Origin of the sequence: Anaerotruncus sp. DFI.9.16 (genome assembly GCF_024461615.1) — a bacterium.
Classification (GTDB): Bacteria; Bacillota; Clostridia; order Oscillospirales; family Ruminococcaceae; genus Anaerotruncus; species Anaerotruncus massiliensis.
In genome coordinates, this window is the sequence record NZ_JANFZX010000004.1 from 1 (window position 1) to 24,584 (window position 24,584).

19 protein-coding genes and 3 tRNA genes are annotated in these 24,584 nt (G+C 64.7%); 8 read left to right on the plus strand and 14 right to left on the minus strand.

Features of this window, described 5'->3' with window-relative positions; genetic code table 11:
• Nucleotides 1-52 precede the first annotated feature (52 nt).
• The 9 genes from NE609_RS03050 to NE609_RS03090 form a co-directional block, all read right to left on the minus strand.
• On the minus strand, nucleotides 53-1,159 hold the full coding sequence (locus NE609_RS03050; RefSeq protein ID WP_121586412.1) for a substrate-binding domain-containing protein: 1,107 nt from the start codon (nucleotides 1,157-1,159) through the stop codon (nucleotides 53-55).
• Between the two features lie 73 nt (nucleotides 1,160-1,232).
• Entirely contained in the window at nucleotides 1,233-2,198 is a 966-nt protein-coding gene (locus NE609_RS03055) for an ABC transporter permease (RefSeq protein WP_207654190.1), read from the minus strand.
• A complete protein-coding gene (locus NE609_RS03060; RefSeq protein WP_256151661.1) occupies nucleotides 2,195-3,697 on the minus strand; it encodes a sugar ABC transporter ATP-binding protein in 1,503 nt (500 codons plus the stop codon). The genes NE609_RS03055 and NE609_RS03060 overlap by 4 nt, the downstream gene beginning before the upstream one ends.
• A gap of 2 nt (nucleotides 3,698-3,699) precedes the next feature.
• Entirely contained in the window at nucleotides 3,700-4,857 is a 1,158-nt protein-coding gene (locus tag NE609_RS03065) for a hypothetical protein (RefSeq protein ID WP_256151662.1), read from the minus strand.
• Between the two features lie 42 nt (nucleotides 4,858-4,899).
• Nucleotides 4,900-5,940 (minus strand): SIS domain-containing protein, encoded by a 1,041-nt coding sequence (locus tag NE609_RS03070; RefSeq protein ID WP_256151663.1) that lies wholly within the window; start codon nucleotides 5,938-5,940, stop codon nucleotides 4,900-4,902.
• Nucleotides 5,940-6,920, minus strand: a complete 981-nt coding sequence (locus NE609_RS03075) for an N-acetylglucosamine kinase (RefSeq protein WP_256151664.1) — start codon at nucleotides 6,918-6,920, stop codon at nucleotides 5,940-5,942. The genes NE609_RS03070 and NE609_RS03075 overlap by 1 nt, the downstream gene beginning before the upstream one ends.
• A 21-nt stretch (nucleotides 6,921-6,941) precedes the next feature.
• Nucleotides 6,942-7,661 carry a GntR family transcriptional regulator gene (locus NE609_RS17725; RefSeq protein WP_243107418.1) on the minus strand — a complete coding sequence of 240 codons (720 nt, stop codon included), beginning with the start codon at nucleotides 7,659-7,661 and terminating at the stop codon, nucleotides 6,942-6,944.
• A 42-nt stretch (nucleotides 7,662-7,703) separates the two neighbouring features.
• Complete coding sequence (locus NE609_RS03085) at nucleotides 7,704-8,552, minus strand: class II fructose-bisphosphate aldolase (protein ID WP_256151665.1); 849 nt, start codon at nucleotides 8,550-8,552, stop codon at nucleotides 7,704-7,706.
• Between the two features lie 428 nt (nucleotides 8,553-8,980).
• Nucleotides 8,981-9,056 (minus strand) — tRNA-Thr (locus NE609_RS03090).
• 185 nt (nucleotides 9,057-9,241) lie between these two features.
• On the opposite strand from NE609_RS03090, the gene NE609_RS03095 reads away from it, so the two are divergent.
• Nucleotides 9,242-10,012: a type III pantothenate kinase gene (locus NE609_RS03095; RefSeq protein ID WP_121586418.1), complete on the plus strand. Its 771-nt coding sequence runs from the start codon at nucleotides 9,242-9,244 to the stop codon at nucleotides 10,010-10,012.
• A 488-nt stretch (nucleotides 10,013-10,500) separates the two neighbouring features.
• Here NE609_RS03095 and NE609_RS03100 read toward each other — a convergent pair whose 3' ends face one another.
• Nucleotides 10,501-10,839 (minus strand): hypothetical protein, encoded by a 339-nt coding sequence (locus NE609_RS03100; protein ID WP_121586419.1) that lies wholly within the window; start codon nucleotides 10,837-10,839, stop codon nucleotides 10,501-10,503.
• A 232-nt stretch (nucleotides 10,840-11,071) separates the two neighbouring features.
• On the opposite strand from NE609_RS03100, the gene NE609_RS03105 reads away from it, so the two are divergent.
• Nucleotides 11,072-13,324 (plus strand): transglycosylase domain-containing protein, encoded by a 2,253-nt coding sequence (locus NE609_RS03105; RefSeq protein WP_101551910.1) that lies wholly within the window; start codon nucleotides 11,072-11,074, stop codon nucleotides 13,322-13,324.
• Between the two features lie 293 nt (nucleotides 13,325-13,617).
• On the opposite strand, the gene NE609_RS03110 is transcribed toward NE609_RS03105, so the two are convergent.
• The 3 genes from NE609_RS03110 to NE609_RS03120 are packed head-to-tail and all read right to left on the minus strand — an operon-like array spanning nucleotide 13,618 to nucleotide 17,766.
• Nucleotides 13,618-14,694: a hypothetical protein gene (locus NE609_RS03110; protein ID WP_121586420.1), complete on the minus strand. Its 1,077-nt coding sequence runs from the start codon at nucleotides 14,692-14,694 to the stop codon at nucleotides 13,618-13,620.
• Nucleotides 14,695-14,709: 15 nt separating this feature from the next.
• On the minus strand, nucleotides 14,710-16,326 hold the full coding sequence (locus NE609_RS03115) for a DHHW family protein (RefSeq protein WP_256151666.1): 1,617 nt from the start codon (nucleotides 16,324-16,326) through the stop codon (nucleotides 14,710-14,712).
• A 30-nt stretch (nucleotides 16,327-16,356) separates the two neighbouring features.
• A complete protein-coding gene (locus NE609_RS03120) occupies nucleotides 16,357-17,766 on the minus strand; it encodes an MBOAT family protein (RefSeq protein ID WP_256151667.1) in 1,410 nt (469 codons plus the stop codon).
• A gap of 150 nt (nucleotides 17,767-17,916) precedes the next feature.
• Here NE609_RS03120 and NE609_RS03125 point away from each other — a divergent pair, with 150 nt between their 5' ends.
• The 4 genes from NE609_RS03125 (at nucleotide 17,917) to NE609_RS03140 (ending at nucleotide 21,947) form a co-directional block, all read left to right on the plus strand.
• Entirely contained in the window at nucleotides 17,917-18,783 is an 867-nt protein-coding gene (locus NE609_RS03125) for a DMT family transporter (RefSeq protein ID WP_121586423.1), read from the plus strand.
• Between the two features lie 13 nt (nucleotides 18,784-18,796).
• Nucleotides 18,797-19,753, plus strand: coding sequence for a hypothetical protein (locus NE609_RS03130; RefSeq protein ID WP_256151668.1), 957 nt, complete (start codon nucleotides 18,797-18,799; stop codon nucleotides 19,751-19,753).
• A 94-nt stretch (nucleotides 19,754-19,847) separates the two neighbouring features.
• On the plus strand, nucleotides 19,848-20,690 hold the full coding sequence (locus NE609_RS03135) for a coenzyme F420-0:L-glutamate ligase (RefSeq protein ID WP_256151669.1): 843 nt from the start codon (nucleotides 19,848-19,850) through the stop codon (nucleotides 20,688-20,690).
• 15 nt (nucleotides 20,691-20,705) lie between these two features.
• Complete coding sequence (locus NE609_RS03140; protein ID WP_243107419.1) at nucleotides 20,706-21,947, plus strand: acetate/propionate family kinase; 1,242 nt, start codon at nucleotides 20,706-20,708, stop codon at nucleotides 21,945-21,947.
• A gap of 87 nt (nucleotides 21,948-22,034) precedes the next feature.
• Here the strand turns inward: NE609_RS03140 and recG are convergent, their stop codons facing one another.
• Nucleotides 22,035-24,074, minus strand: coding sequence for an ATP-dependent DNA helicase RecG (gene recG, locus NE609_RS03145; protein WP_370867126.1), 2,040 nt, complete (start codon nucleotides 24,072-24,074; stop codon nucleotides 22,035-22,037).
• A gap of 180 nt (nucleotides 24,075-24,254) precedes the next feature.
• Here recG and NE609_RS03150 point away from each other — a divergent pair.
• Both NE609_RS03150 and NE609_RS03155 read left to right on the plus strand, forming a co-directional pair.
• Nucleotides 24,255-24,330: transfer RNA gene (locus NE609_RS03150), tRNA-Lys, on the plus strand.
• A 7-nt stretch (nucleotides 24,331-24,337) separates the two neighbouring features.
• A tRNA-Ala gene (locus NE609_RS03155) sits at nucleotides 24,338-24,413 on the plus strand.
• Nucleotides 24,414-24,584: the final 171 nt, after the last annotated feature.

Genomic DNA, 24,584 nt, shown 5'->3' on the forward strand with positions numbered 1-24,584 from the left:
CCCCCCCCCCCCCCCCCCCCCCCCCCCCCCTCCTTTTTTTGGGGGCGTCGCGTTATTTCGCATCCTCGCCCATGATCTCTTCAAAGTTTTCCGCCGTCACCATGACCGCGCTGAACGGATAGACGCCGTAGGCCTTATCCGTCTTGTACTCCTCAAAGATGGGCGTACCGTTGGCGATCTTCTCATAGAGCGCCTTCACCGACTCCTGTCCGGGCACCGACGCCTGAATGTAGGCGGAGGCGATGAAGCAGGAGTAGTCCTTGCGGAACTCGTCCTTCGCGTGGTAGCCGCCCAGGCCGATCACGACGGCATCCTTGTCGAGGCCCGCCTGCTCGAGCGCGCGGGTCGCGCCCTGCGCGCCCTCGTCGTTGGCCGCGGTCACGAACCAGCGCTTGATCTGGGGGTTGGCGGTGATGGTGGCCGCGGCCGCGTTGTAGCCCTCGTCGGACGAGCCGCCGCCGTAGTCGATGCGGATGATGTTCTCCTCGGGGAACTCGGGGAACGCCGCCTTGAAGGCGTCGTACTGCCCGTCGGAGCGCGGCACGCAGCTTGTAACCTTCTCCATCGCGAGGATCATCATGCCGGTGGTCTCCGGCTCGGTCATCAGCTCGTTTTTGCCGATGTAGTCGGCCAGCCATTCACCCATCGTCTTGCCAGAGAGGTAGGAGTCGAGCTCAATGGCGGGCGCGAGGTAGTTGCCCGCGTCGTCGATGAGCGGGACGTCGACCGCCACGACGGGGATGCCCGCCTCGGCGCACTTGTCCACGGTCATCTTGCTCAGCTGCTGGTCGCAGATGTTGACGATAAGCCCCTGGATGTCCTGCGAGAGGACGTTGTCCAGCACGTTGACGTAGACGGAGGGGTCCTCCTTCGAATCGCCCACGATGAGCGGCTCCATGCCGAGTTCCTCGGCTGTGGCGGTCGCGGCGGCCGCCTCCTGGATGAACCAGGACTGGGTCATGTCGCGGTAGATCGCGGCGATCTTGATCTTCTCCCCGGAAGCGGGCGTCTCGGCGGGCGCGGGGGTTTCCCCGGCCGGGTCAGCCGCGCTGGCGGGCGGGGCCTCTGGAGCGGCTGGTTCGGGCTGCGCGGACGAGCATGCCGGCAGGGCGAGCACCATCAGGAGGGTCAAGAGCAGTGCGGTGAGCTTTCTTTTCATTACGTTCTCCTTTCCACATCGGGTTTTAAAATACGAATCTGATCGTCATCCCTCGCGGGAACATCGGATGGGGCTACCCCTCCCTTCGCTGCTTTCTATAGAAGTCGAAGGTCAGTGCAAACATCATCAGCAGGCCGCGCGCAACGTCCTGCCAGAAGGTGGAGACGTTGAGCAGCAGCAGGCCGTTGTTGAACCCCTGGAGGATCAGCACCCCCAAAAAGGTCCCGCTGAGCGAGCCGGTCCCGCCGGTCATCGCGATGCCGCCCAGCACCGAGGCGGTGATCGCGTCGAAGTCGACGTCGCTCGCCGCGCCCGGCTGCCCGGTGTTCATGCGGGAGGCCAGGATGATCCCCCCCAGCGACGCGAGGCAGGAGGAGAGGATGAACAGCCCGCGCTTGACCGCGTCGGCGTTGATGCCCGCCAGCCGGGCGGCGGCCGGGTTCCCGCCCACCGCGTAGACGTTGCGGCCGAAGCGGGTCTTGGAAAGCGCGACGCCCCAGACGAGGAACATCACCACGAGGATGATCACCGGCAGCGGGATCCCCAATATGCGGGTGATGCCGATTTTGATATAGGTGTTGTGGCTGATGAAGACGGGCTTGCCCGCGCAGATGATGTAGGCCAGCCCGCGCGCGATCGACATGACCGCGAGGGTCGCGATGAACGGCTGGATCTTCAGCGCGTTCACCTGGAAGGCGCTGACCGCGCCGAAGAGCGCGCCCACCGCCACCGTGATCAGGATGATCAGCAGGATCGGCATCCCCCGCTGGGCGAGCAGCGCGGAAAAGACGCCCGCGAACGCCGCGATCGCGCCGGGGGAAAGGTCGATCTGGCCCGCTATGATGAGGTAGGATTCGCCGATAGCGATCAGCCCGCTCAGCGACGCGGCGGTCAGAATGTTCAGCAGGTTTTTCCCGGTGAGAAAGCCGGGCTTCAGAATGGTAAAGACGACGCACATCAGGATGAGGACGACGAACAGCCCCAGCAGATTGGAGGACAGCGCCCGCCTGCTCATCTCCCGCAGTTTCGACTCTTTCAAGTGGTTCCCTCCCTGTTATCCAGCATTGCGTACCGCAGCACCTGCTCCTCGGTGGCGGTGTGCCCGTCGAGCTCCCCGGCCACCCGTTGGTTGCGCATCACGACGATGCGGTCGCTCAGGCCGATGATCTCGGGCAGCTCGGAGGAGACGAGGATCACCGCGACCCCCTGCGCTGCGACGTCACAGATCATCCGGTAGATCTCCGCCTTCGCCCCCACGTCAATGCCCTTGGTCGGCTCGTCAAGGATGAGGATCTCCGGCTTGGCGGAGAGCCAGCGGGCGAGCAGCGCCTTCTGCTGGTTGCCGCCGCTGAGCTGGTAGATCGGCTTTTCAATCGAGGAGGTCTTGATCCGGAACTCCTCCACATAGTCCCTCGCAAAGGCGTTTTCCCGCCGGCTGCTGATGAACGGCCCCCTGCACAGCCCGCGGAGCACCACGACGCTGATGTTGTCCCTCACCGGCCGCAGCGGGATGATCCCCTGCTGCTTGCGGTCCTCGGGGCAGTAGGCGATCTTTTGGTCGATCGCGTCGCGCGTGCGGCGGATGCGGCAGGGCTTCCCCCGCAACTCGATCTCGCCCGCCTCGGCCGGGACCGCCCCGAAGAGCGCGAGCATCACCTCGGTGCGCCCCGCGCCCACAAGCCCGAAGAACCCGAGGATCTCCCCCCGCCGCAGCGAGAAGCCGACGTCGGCAAAGCCCCTGCCGGTGAGCCCCCGCACCCGGAGGATCTCCTCCCCCGACGGTTCGGCGCGCACGAGCCCGCTGAACATGCCGCCCACCGGACGGCCGACCATTTCGCCCACCAGGCGGTTTTCGTCGGTGTCGGCGGCCCGGTGCTCCGCGATGAACTCCCCGTCCTTGAGCACGACGATCTTGCTTGCGAGCCGGAAGATCTCGTTCATGCGGTGGGAAACGTAGATGACGATGAGCCCCTTCTCCCGCAACCGGTCGATCAGCGTGAAGAGCACCTGCGCCTCCTTGTCCGAAAGGCAGGCGGTCGGCTCGTCAAAGGCGAGCACCTTGGGCCGCCGGGAGTAGGCCTTCATGATTTCCACCATCTGCTGCATCGCCACCGAGAGGTCCCGGACCTTGTCCCCCGGGCGCAGCGGCAGCCCGAATTCCGCGATCAGCTCCCGCGCCATCCGGTTGAGGGCGGGAAAGTCGACCCGCCCGCCCCTGATGGGCAGGTTGCCGACAAAGATGTTCTCCGCCACGCTCAGGTCGGGGAACATCTGGCGTTCCTGATAGATCAGCCCGATGCCGGCGGCGATCGCCTCCTGCGGGCTGGAAAAATGCCGCTCCTGCCCGTCTAGCAGGTAGCTTCCGGACGTCTGCCGGTAGTCGCCGTTGAGGATTTTCAGCAGGGTGGACTTTCCGGCGCCGTTCTCCCCCACGAGCGCGAGCACCTCGCCCCCCTCCACGGAAAAGCTCACCCGGTCAAGCACCCGGACGCCCGCGAAGGATTTGCAGATTTCCCGGAATTCCAGTGTATGCTTCATGGTCATTTCTCCTTTGGCATCTCCGCGAAGGCGCGGACCGTCTCCTCCGGCGCGGCCAGCAGGTTCCACGAGGCCACCGCGCCCGCCGCGCCGCCGCGCGCCGCACGCCTCACGCTGTCCCCGACCTGGCCGGCCGTGACGGGCGGCCTCCCGGGGACCGTGTGCAGCTCCATTCCTGCGAGCACCTCGCAGGCGCAGAGCGCCCGCGCCGCCGCGAGCTCGGCGGAAAAGCACGCCCCGCCGCCCTCTTCGGGCCGCGCCCCCGCCGCTTCGCAGAGCGCGCGGAAGTAGGCCTCCTCCCGCCCGGCGGGCGCGAACGCGCGGGCGATCCCCCGCAGCTCGTAGAAGATCCCGGCGGGCGTGTCGGTATAGCGGTAGAGCATCGGCTTCACAAAGTCCGCCTTCTTGGAGAGGGCCCCGTAGTCCTGCCCCACAAAGGGCGCGAGCAGCGGCGAAAAGAGATCGAGCCCGACCGCGAGCCCCCGCTCGTGGAACCAGTCGGCCAGCCGCCCCGCGAGGGCGGTGACCAGCCCGGCGCGGCAGTCGAGATAGGACGCGAACGCCGGGTCGGCAAAGCGGTAGCGCCCCTCCCGGCGGCTTTCGATCCCGAGCGGCTTTTCCTCCGCCCGCAGGCGGTCGCGGCACGCACGCAGCATCTCCTCCGTCAGCCCCGCCGCCCCGTAAGCCTCCCGGCAGGCGGGGCAGAGGCAGGAAAAGAGCGCCTGCGGCCCCGCCGAGGGGGCGGGAAAGCGAATGCGGTCGAGAAACACCCCGTCGAACTCCGCCCAAGCGAACCGTTCCTCATAGATTTCCAGCAGGAACCGCCCGGTGTCCCGCCGGGTGGGGCAGCAGAAATCGAACGTCTCGTCGCCGTCGAAGCGCGCGCCGCCGAGCGGCTTTCCGCCGAACCCCTCGACGCCCCGGAAGGGGCGCAGCTCTCCGAACTCCGAGAGGACCGGGAGCCAGAGATAGAGCTTCAGCCCCCGCTCCCGTGTGAAACGGCGCAGCCACCGATAGGGCTCCGGCCGGACGGTCCAGCCGGCGATCACGCCGGCAAACGACTCCGCGCGTTCCATCGGAGCCAGCGCCGCGCGCATGGCCTCCTCCGAAACCGCCCGTCCCCCGGGCCCGCCCAGATAGAGCTGTACATACTTTTTCATCGGCTTCCTCTCTTCCACAAGCGCCGCGCCGTTTCACACGGCCTAGTCCAGCGAAATGTAGGGGTCCAGCCCGTCGGGCATGTCGGGGTTGTGGCCCCGTTCCACCGCCTTATAGAAGGCGATCATCTGGCACAGCGCGATGAACGGCAGGCCCCACGCGGCGTAATCCGCGATCCCCCGCACGGGGAAATAGAAGTCCGCGCCCCAGATGTTCTCCTCCTGCGCGCCCAGCGCGGCCACGGCGGCGCCGCGTTTGCGGATATCCGCCACCATCTGCTTCTGGTAGCTCTCCTCCCACGGTCCCATCGCGGCGATGACAAGCTTTTTGCCGTCCGCCACGACGATCGGGCCGTGCCGGTAGTCGAGCAGGCGGAAGTATTCCCCCCGCAGCATACAGACCTCGGTGAAGGCGAGCGCGCCCTCCTTGGCGATCCCGCAGAGTTCGCCGTCCGCCAGGACCGTGACGTTGTCCCAGCCGACGGAGGCGATCCGCCGGCAGTCACCGCTGTGGCCGGAAATCCACGCCCCCTGGCCCTTGACCGCCCGTCCAAGGCTCTCCCGGAGGCTTTCGTCGCCGCTGTACACCGTGAAGAGCTCCAGCAGGGCCGCGTAGAGGTTGGTGACGGTGCGCGTCTGGCAGACGCTCTCGTCGAACGCCCAGGGCAGCTCGAGCAGCAGGTCGGTCCGCCCGCGCAGGCTGCTGTCCGCCTTCATGGTGATCCCCAGCGTCCGGAAGCGCGCCCGCTGCTTCATCCGCTCCAGCGCGAGCAGCACCTCGCTCGTCTCCCCCGAGCGGGAGAGCGGGAGCACAAGCGCCCCCTCAAAGAGCCCGGCGTACCGGCCGGGGGCGAGCATCACCTCGCCGCCCGCGAGCGCGACCGCCTGCGTCCCGCCCCGCACGGAGAAGAGGTGCGCCGCCCCAGCGGCGAGCATGTAGCTCGAGCCGCAGCCCAGAAAGACGAGCTTTTCCGGCCGGTCCTCCCGGAGCGCCGCGCGGATGCCGCCGGCATATTCCTGCAAATACCGCGCCGTCCGCCCGAGGGCGCGGTCCTGCGAAAAGATTTCCTGTTCGATTGTAAACATCATTTCCGCTCCATTTCTTCAAAGCTCTTGAGGGTCTCCGCGATCTCCGCGGGATCATCGCGCCCGTCCGCCTGCGCGGCCAGCAGTACGCCCCCGCACAGCGGCGGCAGCGCCGGCGGCGTGCGGACCGCGCCCATTTCGCCGAGCAGCCGCCCGAACGGCGCGAGGATCCGCGCTCCCGCCCGGTAGACGCCGCCGTAGTAGGAGACGCGCACCGGCTCCCCCTCCGGGAAATCCAGCTGCCGCAGCACGCCGCCGACCGTCCGCGCGAGGGCCCGCGCCGCCTGTTCGTAGAGCCGCGCGGCATCCCGGTCCCCGGCCTCGGCGGCGCGGCAGAGCAGCTTCTGCACCGCCGCGATCCGTTCCCGCCGGTTCTCCAGGTTTTCGCGGTAGTAGCGGATCACCTCGTAGTCCGATTCCAGCCCCCACTCGGCCCGGAGCAGCTCATAGAGCGGCCCGCGTTCCCTGCGGCGGTCCGCCTGCTGCGCGAAGAGCGCCAGCGCCTGCCGCCCGAGCCAGTAGGCGGAGCCTTCGTCCGAAAAGAATTCGTGCCAGCCGTTCGCGCGCGCGGTTTTCCCGCCGGGATCCCGTCCCATCGCGATCGCGCCCGTGCCCGCCACGACATGCACCCCCGGCCCCAGCAGCAGCGAACCGGCGAGCCCCAGCTCGACGTCGTTGCAGAGCCTGTGCGCGCAGGGCAGGACACGGGGGAGCCTCCGGGACACATAGCCGTCGAACGCCCGGTCCTCCCCGTAGCAGGGGATTCCCCAGACCGCGCACGCCACCTCGTCCTCCCCGGCCGCCGCGTCCCGCAGCAGGAGCCGCGCGCCCTCCTCGAGCAGCTCGCACACGCCGTCCTGACCAATGTAGGAGTAGGTGCAGCCGCCCAGCCTGCGGCGGGCCACCGGGCGCCCCGCCCGGTCGGTCAGCAGGAAATCGGTCTTGGTCCCGCCGCCGTCCACGCTCAGGTAATAGTTCATCTTGTTCCTCCCGGATCAACGTTACTTCAGTTCCACAGTGTAGACGAAAAAATCCCCCTTGATGATGTTGATCGTATACTCGATGCACCGCTCCCCGCTGAAGGTCGTCCGCTCAATCTGGATGGCGCTCTCCTTCGGCTTGATGAGGAGCAGCTCCGCGTCCTCGGCGGAAACCTGGACGAGCCGCAGCTTTTCGACCGCGCGCTGGGGGATGATGTTGTAGGTCTGCATCGACCCGTACAGCCCGTGCTCCCGAATCAGCTCCCGCGTCATGCCGGGATAGACCGCCGCCGGGATGAAGGAGGTCTCCACCGTGTAGGGCTGGCTGCGCGCATAGAGGCAGCGCACCAGCTTGTAGACCCGGTCCCCGGGCGAGATCAGCAGGCTGCGTGCCAGCGCCTCGTCCGCCGCGACGGTCTCGAAGGAGAGGATCCGGTTGGTGTGGGGAATCCCCTTGGCGGCGAACTCCTCCCGCAGGCTGTAGAGCTTGGTGAGCTTCTGCTCGATCTGCCGCACCGCCACAAAGGTGCCGCGGCCCTGCTTGCGGTAGATGTACCCGTCCTCCTCCAGCCGCTTGAGGGTGTCCCGCACGGTGATGCGGCTAACCCCGTACAGCGCGCACAGCTCCCGTTCGGGCAAAATCTTGTCGTGCGGCTTCCAGCAGCCGGAATTCATCTTTTCCACGAGGGCGTCGTAGAGCTCCTCATATTTGTACTGGGTTCCCGTTTCCTTGTGATTCACGCCGATTCAAGCTCCCTTCTCTTCTGTCTCTGCCCTGATCCGCTACGCCCGCCCGTTTGAACCGCACAGGCGGATTTTTTCGACGCACAGCCGTTCCACGGCCTCCCGGCCCCGTCCGAGGTACTTTTTGGGGTCGATGACCTCCCGGTCCCCCTCCATCGTTTCCCACACGGCCGCGGTCATGGCGGCGCGCAGCTCGGTGGCGAAGTTGACTTTCGCGATGCCCAGCCCGATCGCCCGGCGGATCATCCCGTCCGGGAGCCCCGAGCCCCCGTGCAGGACGAGCGGGACGGAAACCAGTCTGCGGATCTCACCCAGCAGCGCGAAATCCAGCCTCGGCTCCCCCTTATAGAACCCGTGCGCCGTGCCGATCGCGGGGGCGAAGAGCCCGACGCCCGTCTCTTCCGCGAATGCCCGCGCCTCTTCCGGGTCGGTGAGGGCGGCCTTTGGAGCCGCGGCGGAATCCTCCTTGCCGCCGACCCGTCCGAGCTCCGCCTCCACCGTGAGGCCCATCGGACGCACGGCCTCCACCACCCGTCCGGTCAGGCGGAGGTTTTCCTCATAGGGCATCGCCGACCCGTCGAACATCAGCGAGGTGTAGCCCGCGCGCGCGGCGCGCATCACCTCGTCGAAGGAATTGCTGTGGTCGAGATGAAGCGCCACCGGCACCGGTGCCTCCTGGGCCAGCGAGGCGGTCACGGCAACCGCCTCGTCCATCCCCCAGTAGCGCGCCGTCGGCAGGGTGGTCTGCAGGATGACCGGGGAGCCCTCCCGGCTGGCCGCCTGGATGATCGCCTGCGCCATCTCCAGATTCTCCGCGTTGAACGCGGGGACCGCATAGCCCTCCTGCCGGGCTTTTCGCGTCATCTCACCGGTCGATACAAAGGACATCTCTCCGCCTCCATGTGGTCATATTTTAATATATCCTTATTGTGCATAATGTGTTTAAATAATAATATAATAAAAATTTATATGTATATTAAGCTCATGTGGTATTGTTATAATAATACCACTTTTGGCGTTTGTCAACCCCTTTTTCGACATTTTTCGGTACTGGGAAATCATCCCTGCCACCGGCCCGGGCGTGCCCGGGCCGGGGTTCCCCCGGGCAAATCCGCCGAAAAAGGCCCCGGACGGCGGGTTGCCGTCCGGGGCCGATAACAGTGTTTGGCAATGGGTTCGTGTCCCGGTTTGTCGCGCAGGGCTGCACGGCGTGGGCTTCGACGGAGATGAACGACAAACGAACGACAAATCCAGCCCCGCGGAGAGGGAACGAAAAAGCAGAAAACCCGCAAGGCGGCTTGCCTTGCGGGTTTCCGTGGAGCTAGTAGTCGGACTCGAACCGACGGCCTGCGCATTACGAATGCGCTGCTCTACCAACTGAGCCATACTAGCACGCTGATGCCTAAATAGTATAGCATCCCGCGCGAAAAACGTCAAGAACCTTTGCATAAATTCTTCCCGCGCGGGGCAAAAAGTTTTCGTTGACGAACGCTCTCCCCTGCCTTATACTGGTTTGAGAAAAGACGGCGCGGCCGCCGTCTTTACGCCGGGCGCGCCCGGAGGACGGAGGAAACAGGATGCTGCTTGCAATTGATATCGGAAACACCAACATGGAATTCGGCATATTCGACGGGGAGCGGCTCGCGGGCTCATTCCGGCTGGGGACCAACCGGGACATCACCTCCGACGAGGTGGGGCTTTTCACCTCCCAGTTTTTCCGTGAAAACGGCTTTGACCGCAGGGAAATCGAGGACGTGGTCATCACCTCGGTCGTGCCGCAGGTGATGTATTCGATCAGCAACGCGGTTAAAAAATACTTCTACGGCAAAGTCCCGCTCGTGGCGGGGGACAACCTCCCCTTTCAAATCGAGAACCGCTACGAGCAGCCGAAGGAGGTCGGCGCGGACCGGCTGGTCGCGGCGGTCGGCGGCTTCCACAAGTACGGCGGCCCGCTGATCGTGGTCGATTTCGGCACCGCGACCACCTTCGACGCGGTCGACGCGCGGGGCGCCTACCTCGGCGGCGCGATCTTCCCCGGCATCCGCATCTCGATGGAGGCGCTGTTCACCAAGACCGCCAAGCTCCCCCGCGTCGAGCTGGTTGCGCCGGGGCGTGTCATCGGGCGCAACACCGTGGCAAGCCTCCAGGCGGGCGCGGTATACGGCTATGTGGGCGCGGTGAGCAGCATCGTGTCGCGGATGAAGGCGGAGCTGGACGGCGACGTGAAGGTCGTCGCGACCGGCGGGCTCGCGCGGCTGATCGGGGACGAAACGGGCGTCTTCCACGCGATCGACCGCACCCTCACCCTCGACGGGCTGCGGCTGATCTATGAAAATTTCCGCAAATAAGCCAAAAAGAGCCAGCCGCCCGGCTGGCTCTTTTTCCCGCGCGCCGGCGCGAAAGCAAAATAAAAAGCGGCTGCATGTGCAGCCGCTTCAGGCAGATTAGAGAGAGATTTCCGGGCTGATCAGACCCGACGCCATTTTAAAACTGATTTTTCAGGAGGAGGCTTTACCAGAGCCCTTACCCTGTATTTATTATATCCCCGGAGGGGTTCCGATTCCGCCTTTTTTGATTACAAAGCGGTTACAATTCGGTTACAGCCTCCCGGGAAAAATGACAGAACCGTAACAACGCCCTTTCCCTCTCAACCGCTTCCTTTTTCCTCCAAATCCTTGGCCTTGACCGTGATCCTCCCATCCGTACGAAAACCCTCCGCCCACCGGCGCGGAGACGGCGGCGCAAAGATGGCCGTGCACTTTCGCATAAAAATCCCCTTTTTCCGCCACTCTTATAAAGGAGCGGCGGAAAAAGGGGGAAGCCCCACATCGATTCGTCAGCTGATATAGTCCTCGATGAGCGCGGTCAGTTTGTCGTAATCCTTGACGCGCACCCCGCGTTCCAGCTGCTGCTGGTCGTACTCGGGCAGCGTGCGCACGTAGACGTCGAACACGAGGTCCGGCTCCACGAGGTCGTCGGTAAACACCGCCAGCTTGCCGTCGTAGCTGCGCAGCAGGTAAGGATAGCCGGAGGTGTCCTCCGAGGAAAGAGCTTCCGCGGAGGCCCCGGAAGAAAATTCCGCGGGGGATTCCTGGGGCAGGGCGTAGACCACCCCCACGGTGAGCAGGGAAACAGCGACAATCCCCACCAAAGTCAGCAAAATCGCATTGCGCATAAGAACGCACCTCTTTGATTCGTTCAAGATTCCGGGAAGACGGATTCGTTTACAATATTTTGGACACAGTATAGGCAGAATATACAGATTGATGGAATTGTTGCTTTCCCGCGCCTTTTCGCGGAAATTCGTTTAAAAAACCGTAACACTTTGCCTTTCGATTGTGGTATACTATAGGATATGCTAAACTGCCGGAGTGTGACTTTTTCCTGATAGATGGGAGGATTCTGTTTTGGGATCTCGCAAAGATAAAAAGGGCGGGGGTGTCATCCGAGGCACCCTTGCGAATATCGGGCGGGTCATCGCCGCGCTGATTATGGTGGGGATCATCACCGGATGCATCATCGCGTCGGTGCTGACCGTCTACATCCTGCGTTATATCAACTCGGACGAGGAGATCAGCTTAAGCGACCTGAACCTGCGCTACTCCACCATCCTCTACACCGAGGAAACCGATCCGGAGACGGGCGAGCCCAAGGTGCTCCAGCAGCTCCAGACCACGGAAAACCGCATTTGGGTTTCACTGGATAAAATCCCCAAGCACATGCAGGAGGCGGTTGTCGCCATCGAGGACCAACGCTTCTGGACGCATCAGGGCGTCGACTGGAAGCGCACCTTCGGCGCGTTCGTCAACATGTTCATCCCGATCTATCCCACCCAGGCCGGCGGCTCGACCATCGACCAGCAGCTCATCAAAAACATCACCGGCGACAACGAGGTGCGTATCGAACGCAAGGTGCAGGAGATCTTCCGCGCCCTCAACCTGGAAAAACGCTACTCCAAGGACCAGATCCTGGAGGCCTATCTGAACACCATCTACTTCAACAACGGCGCCTACGGCGTGCAGGCCGCCGCGAACACCTATTTCGGCAAGGACGTCAGTGAGCTGTCGGTCGCCGAGGCCGCGTCGATCATCGGCATCACCAACGCGCCCGGCGCCTATAACCCGCTGGCCCATCCCGAGGCGAACAAACGCCGCCAGGAGAACATCCTCTTCGCGATGCACGAGCAGGGCTACCTCACCGACAAGGAGTACGAGGAGGCGCTCAACGAAAAGCTTGAATTCAAGACCGAGTTCGCCGCCTCCCGCGTCAACCCTGTCTACAGCTATTTTACCGACTATGTAATCGATCAGGTCATCGACGACCTGATGGAGCAGTACGGCTACACCAACCAGGTCGCCCAGCAGATGGTCACAAGCGGCGGTCTGCGGATCTATACGACCGTCGACGAGCGGGTGCAGGACATCGTCACCAACTTCTACAGCGACGTCAAGAACTTCCCGACCGTCACCAACGAGGGCGAATACCCGCAGTCGGCCGCCGCCATCCTCGACCCGAACGGCAAGATCATCGCCCTCGCGGGCGGCATCGGCGAAAAACGCGGCATGCGTGAATTCAACCGCGCGACCGACGCCTACCGCCAGTGCGGTTCGTCGATCAAGCCGATCTCCGCCTATTTGCAGGCGGTCGAACGGGACGTGGTCACCTGGTCCACCAAAATCGACGACGGCCCGGTCGACCTCGGCACCCACACCCTCGTCAACCACTATTCCGGCTACCTCGGCCCCATCACGGTCGACGAGGCGCTTCAGCGCTCCACCAACACCGTCCCCTATAAGCTGATCCAGCAGATTGGCCCCAAAACCTCCTTCGACTTCCTCACCGAGAAGCTCGACATGTATTCCCTCGTCGACCGCAAGGTCACCGACAGCGGAATCAAATCGGATATCGACGTCTTCCCGATGGCGCTCGGCGGCCTGACCGACGGCGTTTCCCCGCTGGAAATGGCGGGCGCCTACCAGATTTTCGCCAACGGCGGCTATTTCACCCGTCCCTACGCCTACACCCGCGTGCTTGACGCGGACGGCAACCCCATCCTCGAGCGGGACACCACCCCCCGCCGCGTCATCACCCCCGAGACGGCCACGATCATCAACCGCTTGATGCAGCGGGTCACGACTGGACCGCACGGAACGGGCGGGCGCGCCCCCTGGAACTCGGCGAGCTTCCCCGTGGCGGGCAAGACCGGCACCACCGACGACGACAAGGACCAGTGGTTCATCGGCGACACCCCCTACTATGTCTGCGCGATCTGGATGGGCTATGACGAGCCGGAACGCATCCGTTACACCGGCGTCTGGTATCCGCCGCCGGAGGTCTACCGCACGCTGATGCAGCAGGTCCACGAGGGGCTCGAGCCCAAGCAGTTCCCCATCTGGGGCGATGTGCAGCAGGCGGAATACTGCACCGAATCGGGCGACCTGGCGGGCGACAGCTGCGCCACCACCGCCACCGGATGGTACAAAACCACCAACATGCCGCCCGTCTGCACCTACTGCGACGCGATCGGCGCGGAGGACCTCGACGACCGCCGTTCCAGCGACGACGATGACGACGACCGCGGGCGCAGCTCCTCCAGCAAGAGCGGCGGCCTCATCCGCCGCTCCCCGAGCGGCCTGCGCATCATCGATAACGACGACTGAAAATGCGCGTCATTTGCGGTTCCCGTCCGCAAATGACCTATCTACATTGCCGCTGGCGGCAATGTACTGGCGCATTTTACGGGCAGGGGGCGGGCCGCCCCCTGCCGTATGCCCACCCCTGACAGACTGCAATAAAGGAGCGGCCGCCCGAAATGGGCCGCCCATTTCGGGCGGCCGCTCCTTTTTTTCATTTCCATGGCGCAGGCGGGACGCGCGTGCGCCTCACGGGCGGAGGGCAAGCCGTCCTCCCCCGTGTGCCCCCGCCCGGCAAGCTCTCCACACCTTCCGTTCCCTCAGGAGAGCGGCGAATAGCTCTGGATGATCTCATAGAGTCTGCGGTCGAAGTAGGCGGGCGGCAGGTACCGCCCGGGGTCGAGCGGGAGGTTGCGGGAGCTGTCGTAGAGCACCGCCGAAACCTGCTGGCGCTCGATCTCGACGACCTCCACGCCGCGGGCGCGCAGCTCGTCGAAGGCCGCCGCCTCCCTGTCGGTATAGACCCGCTCGAGCCCGGCGAGCAGCCCGGCGCAGGCCTCGCTGAGCACCGCGCGTTCATAGTCGGTGAGAGACGCGAGCGACTGCTCGTTCGCCCCCAGCCAGAGCGGCGCGGCCGCGTGGTAGCTCTTGATGAAGAAGAGGGTGTTGGGGTCGGCCTCAAGGGCGAGCGCCTGCTCGGTATCCACCTCGATCGTGTCGACCGTCACCTCCTCGGCGGGGCCGTCCGCCCCCTCGGGGAGCAGCTCCGCCTGCGCGCCGAGCATGTTGGGGATGGCGGAGGCCGAATAGGGCAGCACCCGCGCGCCGAGCGAGGAGAAGACCGCGAGCTTGTCCGCGTTGTCGGTGCGCAGCGCCGCGGCGATCCCCTTGTAATCGGAGGGGGTACGCAGCTCCCCCTTCGTCGAGACGAGAAAGGCGCTGCCGGAGTAGAAGGCGTTCAGCAGGCGGATCCCGCGCGGCTGGAGGCCGGTGTTGAGCCGCCCGAGCAGCTCCTCCGAATTGAGCGCGAGGCTCAAATGCTGGTGGTCGTCGTAGAGGAAGGGCAGCGCGAAGGTCGAAAAGCGTTCGTCGAGCTGGGCCATCTGCGCGTTGCGCAAAAAGGCGAGGTCCGCCTCCCCGCCCGTGAGCGCATTGGCGGGCGCCCGCCCGGTGCGCACGTCGATCACGAGCTGCCCGCCGCTCAGGCGCGCGGCGTCCGCCGCGAACGCGTCCGCCTGCTCGAGCACGACCTGGTCCAGCGTGTTGGGCACCAGGAGGGTCAGCACCCGCACGACCCGCATCGGCTCGGATTCCTGCGTCCCCGGTTCCATCGGCGCGCAGGAACAGAGCAGCGCCAGGCTGAGCGCCAGCGCCAACGCGCGTCTCCCGATTTTCATGCCGGTTCCCCTCCTTTATCCGCCGCGCGGCCGCAGCCTGCGGGGACGGTCCCCCTCGTCCGGCGGCTCCTGTTCCTCCTGCTCCCGCGCGTCCTCGTCGGACTCCTCCGGTTCCCCGGCCTGGGGGACGTCCGCCTGGAGGGCGCGCGGAACGAATACCTGGTGGCGCATGTTGTCGATGCACCGGATGTGGTAGGGGGTGCAGACCGCGAAGGAATTGTTCGCGAAGACCAGCTCGTTGATGCCGTGCTCCCTGATGAAGTCGACGAGCGGGAGCTGGAAATACCGCTGGTCGACGATATACACCTCGTCGTAGTGGTTGATCAAAAAGGGCGCGAAGGCGTTGCCGAACGACTCCTTGACGACCAGAATCCTGCGCCCGTTGCCGATGCCCGTCTTGACCTGGACGAGGGGGAAATCCCCGTGCAGGAAGACGGAATAGCTGTTGGGGCTCTGCGCGTACTCCCCCCAGAGGGTACTGTCCACCCCGCTGTAGGGGGCGTCCACCAGGAACCGCTGCGCCTCGTAGGGCTGCTTGAAGAGATAGTAGTCGACATAGTCGGGGTTCTTTAGCAGGGTGGTGTCCTGCGTCTGGGAATACATCGTGCCGATGAAATCGTCGAGCCGGCGCGTCTCAAAATCGCTCAGCTCCTTGGGCGTCAGCCCCGCCTCCCCGCAGAACGCCCGGTAGGCGTAATAGGCGCCCAGGCCCGTCCAGTGGTGATCGGTGCGGAAGTAGATATACTCGTCCGTGTGCGCCGCGAGCTCCGAATAGGCGTCCACCTTCTTGATCGACGGGTCGAGCGTCCCGTAGACGAGGTCGATCATCGCCTTCTGGGACTGGGTGAGGTCGCGGTATTTGTCCGGGACGTAGAACTCGATCGCCGTGGGGATGATCATATTGTAGATCTGAACGTCGGGCAGCTCCTCATGGTAGGCGTTAAGCACTTGCGCGTACCATCTCCCGCTGTCGGGACTGCCGCCGAAGAGGGACATCGCCATCCCCCTGTAGACGAAGGTGCCATTGTTGATCGCGCCGGGCGCGGCCCCGTCGTCCACCGGCTGCGGCGGCGTTTCGGGCGCGGAGGACGCGTCGGATTGGGATTCGGGCGCGGAGGAGGAATCCCCCGATTCGGCGGGCGCCGGCTGGGGCTCCTGCGGCGCGGCGGGCGGCTGGTTGGAGGCGTCGGGAAGGTCCTGCGCCTCGCCGCCCGAGGGCGCGACGATGCGCACGTCGTCGACACGCACGCCGTGCGCCTCGTCCACGACGGCGGAAAGGCCCACGAACCCGTCCCGGAAGGGGAAGGTGTCGGCGTACCACGTTTCGATGTCCCGCGTGAACGTCCCGCTCCTCAGCGCCTCGGCCGAAAAGGCGGGAAACCGCGCGAGGTCGCGCTTCTCCACCGCGGAGCGCTCGGGCTTGGGGCCCAGCAGCGAGCCGAAGAAGAAGGCCAGCAGCGCCCCGCAGAGCACGGCAATGTTGACCCAGCTCAGCCTGTGCAGCCGCTCCGGATCGATGCGGTGGCGGATGAGCGCGTAATACCGTTCCCGCTCCTCCTCGGGGCCGCGCGGGCGCGCGGCCCGCTTGGGAGCGGGACGGTAGACATAGTTCTGTTTGCGGTACTGGTCCATAAAGCCTCCGGAAACCGGGGATTCCCCCGGTCAGAAACGGTAATAGAGGAAGGGGTTGTAGCTCTGCCCGACCAGCTGCGCGGTGCAGACGATGAGCAGGAGGAAGCAGAGCGCTGGCGAAAGCGCCAGCAGGACGGCGGATTTCCCCGGGTCGAGCCGCTCGGAGACCGCGCGCTTGAGCCATTTGACGGCCGGCATGCAGAAGAACGCCGCCAGCGCCACCCAGAAGATGTTGTTGAGCAGGGTGATCTGCACGTTGCTGTCCCAGCCGCGCGCGCCCGAAAGGCCGAACATGACCGAGAGGTATCCGCCGAGCTTGCCAAGGTCGGTGAAGTAGAAGATCACCCAGCCGGTCGTGGCGAGCAGCAGCAGGTAGAGGTGCCCGAACACCGCCGGCAGCCGGTCGAGCAGGTCCCCGAGGAAGAGCCGCTCGAGCGCGATGAACGCGCCGTAGTAGAGCCCCCAGAGGATGAAGTTCCAGCTCGCGCCGTGCCAGAGCCCGGTCAGCAGCCACACGGCCAGCAGGTTCAGATACTGGTGCTTCCGGTTGCCGCCGAGCGGGATGTAGACGTAGTCCCGGAAGAAGCTCGAGAGGGAGATGTGCCACCGCCGCCAGAACTCGGTGGCGGAGCGGGCGACATAGGGGTAGTTGAAGTTCTCCTTATAGTGGAAGCCGAACATCCGCCCCAGCCCGATGGCCATGTCGGAGTAGCCGGAGAAGTCGTAATAGATTTGCAAAGTGAACATCGCCGCGCCGAACCACGCCCCGCCGACCGAAAGGCCCGAGGCGGGGGCCAGCAGGAACTTGTCCGCGAGGGAGCCCGCGGTGTTGGCGACGAGCACCTTTTTCGCCAGCCCGAAGCAGACCCGCGTCAGCCCCTCCGAGAAGGAGACGGCGTCGGTCGTCCGCGCGGTGATCTCCCTTGCCACGTCGGCGTAGCGCACGACGGGGCCCGCCACCAGCTGGTGGTACATCGACAGGTAGAGCAGGTAATAGACGGGGTTGGGCTGCGCCCTGGCGTCCCCGCGGTAGACGTCGACGACGTAGGAGATCGTCTGGAAGGTGTAGAAGGAGATGCCGATGGGCAGCGCAAAAGCGGGCACCGGAAAGGCGGTGCCCAGCAGGGCGTTCAGGTTCTGAACGAGAAAGCCGCTGTACTTGAAGGTGCCGAGCAGCCCGAGGTTGAGCGCCAGCGAGGAGGCGAGCGCCGCCTTGGCCGCCCAGGTCCCCCGGTAGCGCTCGATCAGCCGTCCGTGCATGTAGTCGAACGCGGCGGAGGTCAGCAGCAGCAGGAACCACACCGGCTCGCCCCAGGCGTAGAACAGGAAGGAAAACGCCACCAGCACCAGGTTGCGGTAGACGAGCTTTTTCGAAAGAAAGTAAAAGAGGATATTGAGCGGCAGGAACAGATAGATAAACAGCAGATTTGCAAAAACCATGCGGCGCTCCTTCAACGGGTGATGATAGGTATTATTATACACAGTTTTTCCCGTAAAATAAAGCAATTTGTTGAATAAGGACCTTGTATTTGAGGCTTTTTTACGATAGGATAGGAACTGTTGTAAATCACTGAAACGGAGGTCTTCCCCATGAGCTCCCAAAAGGCGCAGCAGCGCGCGATCTTCCTGATGATGATCTGTGCCACCCTCTGGAGCGTCGCCGGCATCTTCATCAAAATGATCCCCTGGAACGGACTGGTCATCGCGGGATGGCGAAGCCTCATCTCCGCGGGCTGCGTCGTCATCTACCTGCGCGCCACGAAACAGCGGCTGCGCCTCAACCGCGCCTCCCTCGTGAGCGGCGTCTTTCTGGCGCTGACCTTCCTCGCCTTCGTTTCCGCCAACAAGCTCACCACCGCGGCGAACGCCATCGTGCTCCAGTTCACCGCGCCCGTCTTCATCCTGATTTTGTCGGCGATCTTCCTGCGCCAGAAATTTTCCCGCGCGGACGTGATCACCGTGTCGGTTACGATGTGCGGAATCGCGCTCTTCTTCCTCGACCAGCTCGCGCCCGGCAACCTGCTGGGAAACTTCGTCGCGATCTTCGCCGGCCTCTCGATGGCCTGCATGTATATCATCACCGGCAACACCGACGAGGAGAGCCGCATGAGCGGCATCCTGCTCGGCCATCTCTTCACGGCCGCCGCGGGCATCCCCTTCATGTTCGTCTTCGACACCCCCGTCACCGCGCCCGCCGTCCTGAGCATCCTCGCGCTCGGCGTCGTCCAGCTCGGCATCCCCTACGTCCTCTACGGCATCGCCGTCAAGGACTGCCCCGCGCTCATGTGCTCGCTGCTCGGCGCGATCGAACCGCTTCTAAACCCCGTGTGGGTCTTCCTCTTCACCGGCGAGCGTCCCGGCGTCTTCGCCCTCGCGGGCGGCGTGATCGTCATTGTCACGATCACCGCCTGGTGCGTCTGGCGCGACCGCTCGCTCGCCGCGCAGAAAACCGTCTGACGGGAGGGCTATGATGAAAACGTCCGCCCTGTTCGCCCTGCCGCTTTCGCTCGCCCTCGCGCTCACCGCCTGCGGCGCGCCAACGGCGGCGCCCGCCCCGGAAAGCGCCGCGTCCGAAAGCGCCGTACCCGAAAGCGCGGCGGCTCCGGAGGCTTCTCCGGCGCCCGCCCCTGCGGGAACGGAAGTTCCCCCGCCGCCCGTGGCGCTGGATTCGCTCGAATGGAAGAGCGACCATGTCCTGCTCGCGCTCGAATCCGGGGAGTACGAGGCCGGGGAGGACAACCTGCCCGTGGGCTTTTCCCTCCCGGCGGAGGCGGAGGACTTCTTCCTCGCCGGGTACGCCGAGGAGTTTGGGCCCGAGGTGCTCCCGCTCATGCGGTACGACATCGCGGCGGGCGACGTGAACGGCGACGGCGCGCGGGACTATATCGTCTCCGCCCTGCCGCAGGCCATGTGCTTCGGGAATTCGCCCGCGCCCGCCTATTTCTTCCACTCCCAGCCGGGCGGGGGCTACCGCATGGCGTATTTTTCCCTCGCGCAGCCCGTTTACCGCTTCCTCGACACCGGTGAAAACGGCCTGCCCGACCTGCTCTTCAACGCCTCCGGGCGGACGCTCTCCTATGACGGCGCGAGCGCCTACGAATTTTCCGACGGTTCCCCGGAATCCCGCAGCTACAATCTGCTCTCCTCCAAACCGGAGGCCGACGGCAGCGCCCTGCGCGTCCCGGTCTGCCTCAATTACGGGCTCCCGGAAAACTGCTACATCGCGGCCTATTTCAAATCGGAGGCCGACCGGCTGGAGGAAGCCGCCGTCTGGCTCACGATGCCCGACGGGTCCCGCGCCTTTACCGGAAGCGAAGGCTTCAGCCTGTGGGACTGCGGCGCGGACCTCCGGCTCCGGGACGGCGCGGCGCTCGGGGAGGACGAACTCCTCTTTCCGGACGAAATCCAGTTTGTTCCAGCCGAATAAGGCCGCGCCCTTTGACGGACGGACGGAAACGTTGTATAATCTTGGTGATTGAACCTCACAATAAACAGGTAATTTAAGATAAGGGATGGTCAACATGTCGAACGAACAAACCGCGCCCATCGGCGCGCAGCCGGAGGACGCCGTTCTGGACGCCGCGCCGGAGACCGCGGACGCCCCCGCCGGGGACGCATCCGCGCAGGAAGCGCCCGCGGCCCAACCCGAGCGGGAGGAGACCCCGGCGGGCTATGTGGTGAACCCGGAAAAGAACGAGGTCATCGAGGTGGACGGCGTCGGCTACCGGCGGCTGTGCATCAAAACGCACGTCATCACCGATCAGGACAACATCTGCGACGTGGTGGAAAAATACGTTTCCCCGCTCACCGAGCCGGGGGATATCGTCTTCATCACCGAGAAGGCGGTCGCCTGCACCCAGCGCCGCGCCATTCCGCTCGAGGACATCCACCCCCGGCCGCTCGCGCGCTTCCTCAGCCGGTTCGTGCTGCGCACCCCCTACGGCATCGGGCTCGCGATGCCCGAGACGATGGAGATGGCGCTCCAGGAGTGCGGCACCATCCGCATCCTCTTCGCCGCCGCCGTCTCCGCCGTGGGCAAGCTCTTCCACATCCGCGGATGGTTCTACAACATCGCGGGCTACAAGGCGCGCAGCATCGACGGGCCGTGCGACTTCACGCTGCCGCCCTACAACCACTACGTCGTGCTCGGCCCCGACCGTCCCGACGAGGTCGCGGCGGAGATCTCCCGGCGCATCGGCGGCACGCCGGTGGCCATCACCGACATCAACGACCTCGAAGGGCAGATCCTCGGCACCTCCGACAGGAAGATGGACCGCGATCTGCTCTGCAAAATTTTGAAGGACAACCCGCTCGGCCAGTGCAGTGAGCAGACCCCCATGGGGATCATCCGGCGGGCAGAATAAGGAGGAGCAATCATCATGAACAACGTGCATGTGGTCAACGCGGGCAAACGGATGAACAACGTCTTTGTGGTCAACGCGGGCAGTTCGTCCCTCAAGTATCAGCTCATCGACATGGAGAGCGAGCAGGTGCTCGTCTCGGGCAACTGCGAGCGCATCGGCATCGACGGCGGCAAGATCACCTACAAGTACTTCGGCACCAAGAAGGTCGTCGAGACCGACCTGCCCAACCACAAGGCCGCGCTCGACCGGGTCGTCGACCTGCTGCTTTCGGGCGAGACCAAGGTCATCGACAGCATCGACGACATCGTCGCCGTCGGCCACCGGCTGGCGTTCAGCCGGGTTTCCCCCTGTTCCAACGAGATCACCCCCGAGGTTTTGAAGGACATCGAGGCCACCACCGAGATGTTCCCCCTGCACCTGCCCGGCATGCTCACCGGCATCCGAGCCTGCCAGGACACCTTCTCCGGCAAGGTCCAGGTCGCCGTCTACGACAACTCCTTCCATCTGACCATGCCGCCCAAGGCGTATATGTACGCGATCCCCTACGACTATTACAAGGACTACGGCTTCCGCCGCTACGGCTACCACGGCACCAGCCACCGCTATGTCTCCCTGCGGCTCGCAAAGCTGCTCGGCAAGCCGGTGGAGGAGCTCAAGATCGTCTCCTGCCACCTCGGCAACGGCTCCTCCCTCTGCGCGGTCGACGGCGGCAAATCGGTCGACACCACGATGGGCTACACCGCGCTCGCCGGCCTCATGATGGGCACCCGAAGCGGCGACATCGACCCCTCGCTTCTGCTTCCGATGGCCCAGAAGGCGGGCCTCGACCTGGAGGGCATACATAACGTCATCAACAAGAAATCCGGCCTGCTGGGCGTCTCGGGCGTCTCGAGCGACCACCGCGACGTTGAGAACGCCTGCGCCGAGGGCAACGAGCGCGCACAGATCGCGATCGACATGCTCAACTACCAGATCCAGAAGTACATCGGCTCCTATGCCGCCGCGATGAACGGGCTCGACGCGGTCATCTTCACCGCGGGCATCGGCGAGCACTCCCCCGGGCTGCGCCAGGAGGTCTGCCGCAACATGGAATTCCTCGGCATCCAGATCGACGAGGAGAAAAATGCCGCCAACCACGGCGACGAGGAGGAGATCTCCACCTCCGACAGCCGCGTGAAGGTCTGGGTCATCCCCACCAACGAGGAGCTCATGATCGCCCGCGACGCCTACGCGATCTACCAGTCCAAACAGAAATAAGCAGATATCAAAAGAGCGGGGGGGGGCCCCCCCCCCCCCCCGCCGCTCTTTTTGATTTTGTCCGGAAGGCGCGGCCCGCGGGCCGCTTCAGTTGGGGCGCTCCCCCACCGAGTCCATCAGCCGTTCGACGGCCGCGCGCAGCGCGGCGTGCTCCGGCTTTTGCAGCGCCGGGTCGTCCGCAAGCACGCGGTTCGCCGCCCGCTGCGCCTCGGCCACGACCTCCACGTCGGTCGCGAGGTCCGCGATGCGCAGCTGCGGCAGGCCGTGCTGCTGCTGCCCGAGGAAATTGCCCGGTCCCCGGGTGCGCAGGTCGTATTCCGCGATGGCGAACCCGTCGTTCGTCCTGCACATCGTCTTTAATCGGTCGAGCGTCTCGGGGCTCGTACTGTCGGAGAGCAGGATGCAGTAGGACTGCTCCTTCCCCCGACCGACCCGGCCCCGCAGCTGGTGCAGTTGGCTCAGGCCGAACCGCTCGGCGTTCTCCACCATCATGATGACCGCGTTGGGCACGTCCACCCCCACCTCGACCACCGTGGTCGAGACGAGCAGTTGCACCGTCCCGTCCTGGAAGCCCGCCATCGTGCGCTCCTTGTCCGCGGCCTTCATCCTGCCGTGCAGGAGGCCGACCGTGTAGCCCTTGAATGCCCCGCCCGAAAGCTCTAGCATGTAGTCGGTTGCGGCGCGCAGGCCGGTGTCCTCCTCCCCCGCCTCGACGCGCGGGCAGACGATGTACGCCTGCAGCCCCCGGTCGAGGTGCTCCCGGATGAACCCGAAGGCCCGTTCCCGCTTGCCCGACGAGATCTTGTAGGTGAGCACCGGGCTGCGCCCGGGCGGCAGCTCGTCGATCACCGAGACGTCGAGTTCCCCGTAGATCATCAGCGCGAGGGTGCGCGGAATGGGGGTCGCGGACATGACTAGCGTGTGGGCGTGCCGGCCCTTCTGGCCGAGCGCGGCGCGCTGCGCCACCCCGAACCGGTGCTGCTCGTCGGTGATGACGAGCGCGAGGTTTTGAAAGGACACCCCCTGCGAGAGCAGCGCGTGGGTGCCGATACAGAGGTCGAATTCCCCCGCCGCGAGCGCCTCGTGCATCGCGCGCTTTTTGGCGGGCGTCATCGAGCCGACGAGCAGGCCCACCTTCATCCCCAGCCGCCCGCAGAGGGGGGAAAGGCCCTCATAGTGCTGCCGCGCGAGCAGCTCGGTGGGAGCCATCATCGCCGATTGTGCGCCTGACAGAAACGCGAAATACGCCCCCGCCGCCGCGACCATCGTCTTGCCCGAGCCGACGTCCCCCTGCACGAGCCGGTTGGCCGGGGCGGACCTGCGCATGTCGGCGGTCAATTCCTCGATCGCGCGGCGCTGCGCGCCCGTCAGCGTAAAGGGCAGCGCGTCGTAGAAGGGCTGCAGCGAATGGGGTTCCATCGGCTGCGCGGCGGCCGCGCGGGTGCGGGTGCGCAGCAGGCCGACCCCGGCGGCCAGCGTGAAGAGCTCCTCAAAGATGAGCCTCCGCTTGGCTGTTTCGATCTCGTCGGAATTTTGCGGGCGGTGGATGGCGCGCACCGCCCCGGAGATTTCCTCCAGGCGGTATTCGGCCCTGATGTCCGCCGGGATCCGTTCGGGCAGGATGGGCGAGAGCTTCAGCGCCTGCTCCACCAGCCCCGAAAAAGTCCGGGCGGAGACGCCCGCCGTCAGCGGGTAGACCGCGAAGAAGGGCCGGTCGGCACGCGGCGGGAAAATCTGGGGCGCGCGCATCTCCCGGCGTAGGAGGTTGCCCTCCACCCGCCCGTAGAAGAGGTAGGCCGCGTCGTAGTCGAGCGATTCCACCGCATACTTCGTGTTGAAGAAGGTCAGCTCCATTTCGCCGCTGTCGTCCGCAACGGTCGCCTTGTACATCTTGAGCCCGCCGCGCGTGCGGATCTCCCCCGACTTTTTGATCACCGTGGCGAGCACCGCGCAAGGCCGGTCGAGCGGCGCGTCCAGGATGCCGCAGGGCGCCGAAAGGTCGATATAGCCGCGCGGATAGTGCAGCAGCAGATCCTCCAGCGTCGCGATCCCCATCTTCGCGAGCGTGCGCGCGCGGGTCTCCCCCACGCCCCGGAGCATCCGGATATCCATCTGTCCCGCGTTCACGCGCGCACCCCCTTTCAGCCATTGGTCCCATTTTACCAAATCGGCCCCGGTTTGTCACGGGGCTTTTCCTGTCGAATCCCTTTCCCTGTAAAAATTTCGTCCCGAATAGTTGACAAGCTGTCCCTGTTTTGCTATAATAATCAAGCGTCGTACAGACACAGTGCCTGCGACCGCAGCATCGACCCATTAGCTCAGTTGGCAGAGCACTTGACTTTTAATCAAGGTGTCCGGAGTTCGAATCTCCGATGGGTCACCATGACCGTGGGGGCGTAGCTCACCTGGGAGAGCGCTTGAATGGCATTCAAGAGGTAGAGGGTTCGATCCCCTTCGTCTCCACCAAAAGGTGCAAATCCGAACACTTTGTTTTTCGTAAAACATTGTTTCGGGTTTGTGATGATAATAGAGGAAGTCTGACGTGCGTCAGGCTTCCTCTTTTTCCGTTGAAGTAGTTAAAGTAGTTGTTCTTGGCTTTTTGCGTGTAACTTTTGCTAAATACGCGCGTATTAAGAG